This window comes from Chthoniobacterales bacterium (assembly GCA_018883245.1).
Taxonomy (GTDB): domain Bacteria; phylum Verrucomicrobiota; class Verrucomicrobiia; order Chthoniobacterales; family JACTMZ01; genus JACTMZ01.
In genome coordinates this window covers 1-5,108 of the sequence record VEQL01000071.1, presented here as the reverse complement: position 1 = coordinate 5,108, position 5,108 = coordinate 1, and the positions used below count along the sequence as shown (strand labels likewise).

Sequence of the window (5,108 nt, the reverse complement as noted above, 5' to 3'; positions counted from 1 at the left end):
AGGATCTGGCGACGGGATTGATCAAACGTGCGCGGCGACTTTATGCCGGCGAGGATCTCGGGTTGGAGTTGGACGAGACGATCTACGCGCTGGACTCGACGACCATCGACTTGTCCTTGCAGCTTTTTCCGTGGGCCGAGTTCCGCTCGACCAAAGCGGGCGTCAAGTTGCACACGCAGCTCGACCTGCGAGGTCCGATTCCCGTGCAGATCGAAGTGCGTGCGGCGCGTTCCCACGACGTGTTGTGGCTGGATACGCTCATTTTCGAACCCGGGGCGTTTTACCTGCTCGATCGCGCTTACATGGACTTCACGCGATTGGCCAAGATCGCCCGTGCGGGCGCGTTCTTCGTCACGCGGGCCAAAGACAACCTGCGTTTCTCGCGCATTGGTTCCAACCCGAAGATCTTCGGCAGCGGCGTGTGCAGCGATCAAGTCGGACAACCAACGTTGCCCAAAGCACGCGAGGCTTTCCCCTGGCCGCTGCGACGCATCCGCTTTGTCGATCCCGACACGGGCAAGAAGTTGGTCTTTCTCACCAACCATCTCGAGGTGCCGGCCGAAACAGTGGCCGCGCTTTACAAGAACCGCTGGCACATCGAACTCTTCTTCCGCTGGATCAAACAGCACCTGCGCATCAAACACTTCTTCGGCACTTCGCCCAACGCGGTGAAGACCCAGGTGTGGATGGCTGTCAGCATTTACGTGCTCATTGCCATCCTGCACAAGGAACTCAAATTGCCCGGCTCCTTGCACAGAACTCTGCAGATTTTGAGCGTGCACCCTTTTGAAAAGATCCCTCTGCATCAGCTACTTACAGAAACACCCGACAACTTTATGGATACGCATGACCATAACCAACTGTGGCTGTGGTAGTTAAAACCGGACAGGCGTGGTGTTACCTATGTTCTGAACCCAAAGTGTTACCCATGTTCTGACTGGGCCGAAAACTGGACACCGAACCACTGAACACCTCTTTCCCCTTCATCTCCATTCGTGCTTCGGATACCGCCGCGCGTATTCGGGACGGATCTGCGGATAGGTGTTCTGCCAAAAGCTGCCCATATCATCGGTGACCTGGATTGGCCTTTGATTCGGTGCAAGGACTTCCACACGCACGCGCACCGCGCCATCGGCAACGGTGAGCGGTTTATCGACGCCATAAAGATCCTGCACACGCGCGGCCATCACCGGCACCTGACCCTCCGAATAAACCACACGCGCACTCCGTCCGCCTGGGAGCTTGATCCGCTCGGGCGCGTAGGCATCAAGCGCGGCAAGCTGGGCCGCCGACAACCAACCGCGCAGCACCGGCCACGGGTCTTTGTCCTTCAACGCACGGTAACTCGTCACGCCCTGCGCAAGCTGCTCGAACAAAAACCGCCTCTCCGCATCGCCGATGCGCGGCAACTCGAACGACGGCATCCATTCGGCAAGGCAATTCAGACGCGCAATCCATTGTTCGACGGATTCATTCCACAGCGGCAGCGACAAATCACCGGAAGCAACTTTCTCCGCAAAAATCCGCGCGGCAGCGGCCGAATCAGGTTCGCCTCCCGCACCCGAGCGCAGCACGAGATCGCGGAATTTCGTCACGCGTCGCGCCACGACACCGCGCGTGGACGGATCGAACAATGTCACGATTTCATCCGTGAACTCGGCCCCGAACATTTCCTGCAACCATTCCTCATGCACCGGCGATGCCAGCGTGAGGAGGGTTTGCACGTCGCCCTCGCGTCCGCCGATTTCCGTGATTTCCCCGGCCACGAGCAACTCACCGGCCACCACACTGTCGCGCGCCAAGGTGGCGCGCCGACCGTGCACCAAGTCACAGCGCAGGGTTCCGCGATCAAGGCGCTTTGCCAGATGATCGGGAAAAGCGGCCAGCATGCACTTTTCCATGGCGTGTTCCGGCGGCGGTTCGTCGGTGAGGTTGAGTCCTTCGGCATGAGCGATGTCGGAAAATTTATCCGCCAACTGCGCCGCTTGCCGTGCCGACTGCATGTGGATACCCAATGCGCGGCCCCGCGCCGGATCAAAATTGGATTTGCGCGCCACGGAAAAAGCGCGCAGTTGCACGAGCACATCCGACTCCGCCCCGTCGCGGAACATTTCATCGCGACGTTTGTCCATGTCGCGCGAGGTGCTCTTGACCAGCAGCCCGCGTCCTTGGGTCAGCGCCGCCAGCAAACATGCCGCCTTCACGCAGCCGAGTTTTTCCGCCTCGAGCAGCAAACGCGCATAGCGCGGGTGCACCGGGAACGCGAGCATGCGGCGCCCGAGTTCGGTGATACGTCCGCCCGGATCGAGCGCTCCGAGATCGCGCAGCAACTCCTCCGCACGCATCAAGGCGCGCGGTTCAGGCGATTCGAGCCAGCGATATTTTTCAAGGTCGGCCACGCCCGCGGCTTTGAGCGATAGCACCACCTCCGCCAAATCGAGGCGTTTTATTTCCGGCAACTCGACCGCAGGGCGCTGTTCATGGTCCTTCGCCATCCACAGACGCACGCAGCGGCCGGGGGCGGTGCGACCAGCGCGGCCGGCACGTTGGTCCGCCGAAGCCCAGCTGATTTTTTCGATGAGCAATGTGTTGATGCCGCGCCGTGCATCATAGCGCGCGATGCGGGCGAGCCCGCTGTCGATAACGAGCGTCACGCCCTCGATGGTCAGCGAAGTCTCCGCCACATTGGTTGAGACGATGATTTTGCGTCCGCCGCCGGACGAGACGGCTTCATCCTGCTCCTTGGCCGGCATTTCGCCGTGCAGCGCAAAAACGCCGAAGTCACGCAGCGCTGACGTCGCGCGAATTTCCGAGATGGTCCGTTGGATTTCGTAAGCGCCGGGCATGAAGACCAACGCATGACCGGACGTCGGTGCATGCTCGGTGAGCGCTTCGGCCGCCAACTCCCATGGCGGACGTTCCCCGGGCGACCGTTCAATGTGACGGATGTCCACTGGAAACGTCCGCCCGGCCGATTCTAGCACCTGGCAAGGCGCAAGATATTTCTCCAGCTCGCCGACCTCCAGCGTGGCCGACATGACGACGATTTTGAGATCGGGGCGCGATGATTCCTGCAGGTCCAAAGCGCGCGCCAGCGTGATGTCGCCGTAAAGATGACGTTCGTGAAATTCGTCGAAGACAACGGCGGACACACCGTGCAATTCCGGATCGCCGATCATGCGCCGCAGGAGGATTCCTTCGGTCACGTAAAGGATGCGCGTTCGGGCCGAACTTTTTCCCTCCATGCGCACTTGGTAACCGACGGTCTCTCCGAGCGGTTCCCCGCGCTCCTGCGCCACGCGTGAAGCGAGCATGCGCGCCGCCATGCGGCGGGGTTGAAGAACGACAATCTGCCCGACCTCGGGCAGGACGCGATCGAGCAGCATCTGCGGGACTTGGGTCGATTTACCCGATCCGGTCGGGGCGCGCAGGATCAGGCGCGATTGCGCCTTCGCCGCCTCGACGATGCGGTCCTCAATCTCGTAAATGGGCAGTTGCCGCGGATCCACCGCGACACTCTGCCTGTGCGGTGGAGGCGGAGCAATGCAGACAGCATTGACAGACTTGGTCATGATGACTAACTTGAGGCAATGCAGGTGACCGTCCACGAAGCCAAAGCCAAACTCTCCGCTTTCCTCGACAAGGTCGAGCGGGGTGCCGAAGTCGTCATCGCTCGGCGCGATCAACCAGTGGCCAAGCTGGTTCCACTGGCCAAGAAACGTCCATGCACCCGCATCGGCGGATTGGCCGGTCGCCCCTACCGGATGGGCAAGGGCTTCGATAGTCCGGCGGCTTCGCAGCAAGTGGCCGATGACTTCGGCGTGCCGCGAAAGTGAAGTCCGTCGCGGTCCGGGCGTGGCTTTTGGACACACACGCACTGCTCTGGGCGCTTTATGCCGACCGGCGCCTCAGCCCCGCCGCCAAACGCCACATCGACGGTGAACTGCCGGTTTACTATGCGACGGTCTCGTTTTGGGAGATTGCCCTCAAACGCGGTGGCAAAGGTTTCGATTTCGAGATCGAAGACGATTGGGACATTGTGATTCCGCGGGCTCTCGAAGAAGCCGGTATCATTCGCCTCGACCTCGAGGCTCGGGACTGCCGGCGCATGGAAGACCTTCCCCTTCACCATCGCGATCCCTTCGACCGCATGCTTGCCGCCCAGGCACTGCGACGGCGCTTCGGAATCGTTTCTCGGGACACTTGCTTCGACGGCTATGGCGTAGTGCGCGGCTGGTAGTTGGCGATGTCCACCGTCCGCCAAGCCCTGCAATCCGCTCTCGACGAAAATGGAGGGGCAATTCGGTTCGACACTTTCATGGGCATCGCCCTGCATCATCCGCAGGACGGGTATTACGCGCGCAACATCCGCGGGATCGGACCGCATGGGGATTTCACTACCGTGCCGCAGCGCTCGCCGTTGCTTGGCAAAGCTGTGGCGCAATGGTTGCAGAAGGAGGCGGCGTCTCGCGGATGGAAACACTACGCGGTCATCGAGTGCGGCCCTGGGGAAGGATCACTCGCCCGCGAGACGATGAAAAACTTGGGTTTTTGGAAACGGCAGCGCATCGCCCTGCATTTGGTCGAGACGTCGCACTCCCTGCGCGAGTTGCAGCAACGAACAGTGAAGCGCGCAACCTGGCACAACACGATCAGCGAAGCGTTGGGCACCTGCGACGGAAAGGCTCTAATCTACCACAATGAGTTTTTTGATGCGTTTCCGTGCCGTGTATTCCGCAAAGAGAGTAATGGCTGGACCGAGCTGCATCTGCGCGTGGTTGATGGCAAATTGACGGAAACCTTTGTCCCTCCGCAGCGTCCGCTGCCAGACTCACAGACTTTTGAACGCGCATGGCCGGAGGGTCAGCGCATCGAGGTATTCGAGTCGGTGCATAAATGGACGAAGGACCTCGCCGCTGTGTGGCGCGAGGGCGCGATGCTCTCCATCGACTACGGCGGAACGACCGACGAGATTTATCAGCGCCGTCCGCACGGAACTTTGCGCGCCTACCGCGGACAACAGCGCTTAAGCGGCACGGAAATCCTCGACCTGCCCGGACGTCAGGACATCACTGCCGACGTGAATTTTGACGATCTGCGGCAATGGG

General features: G+C 60.7%; 5 protein-coding genes. 4 read left to right on the top strand and 1 reads right to left on the bottom strand.

What is annotated here, in order from left to right; all coding sequences use genetic code 11:
• A partial coding sequence (locus FGM15_13405; GenBank protein MBU3666854.1) for an IS4 family transposase occupies positions 1-875 on the top strand: 875 nt, incomplete at its 5' end.
• Positions 876-983: 108 nt separating this feature from the next.
• On the opposite strand, the gene hrpB is transcribed toward FGM15_13405, so the two are convergent.
• A complete protein-coding gene (gene hrpB / locus FGM15_13400) occupies positions 984-3,572 on the bottom strand; it encodes an ATP-dependent helicase HrpB (GenBank protein ID MBU3666853.1) in 2,589 nt (862 codons plus the stop codon).
• An 18-nt stretch (positions 3,573-3,590) separates the two neighbouring features.
• Between hrpB and FGM15_13395 the strand changes: the two genes are divergently transcribed.
• The 3 genes from FGM15_13395 to FGM15_13385 all read left to right on the top strand — a co-directional run.
• Entirely contained in the window at positions 3,591-3,836 is a 246-nt protein-coding gene (locus FGM15_13395) for a type II toxin-antitoxin system prevent-host-death family antitoxin (GenBank protein MBU3666852.1), read from the top strand.
• The gene (locus tag FGM15_13390; GenBank protein MBU3666851.1) at positions 3,833-4,240 is read left to right on the top strand and encodes a type II toxin-antitoxin system VapC family toxin; all 408 of its coding nucleotides are present in this window, start codon (positions 3,833-3,835) and stop codon (positions 4,238-4,240) included. Before FGM15_13395 ends, FGM15_13390 begins: the two co-directional genes overlap by 4 nt.
• A 6-nt stretch (positions 4,241-4,246) precedes the next feature.
• The coding region (locus FGM15_13385) for a hypothetical protein (GenBank protein ID MBU3666850.1) at positions 4,247-5,108 on the top strand (862 nt) is incomplete at its 3' end.

What these genes read in the sequence shown, in the direction of transcription:
- hrpB (MBU3666853.1), bottom strand. Translation starts at nt 3,572, where the DNA reads ATGACCAAGTCTGTCAATGCTGTCTGCATTGCTCCGCCTCCACCGCAC.
- FGM15_13395 (MBU3666852.1), top strand. Translation starts at nt 3,591, where the DNA reads ATGCAGGTGACCGTCCACGAAGCCAAAGCCAAACTCTCCGCTTTCCTC.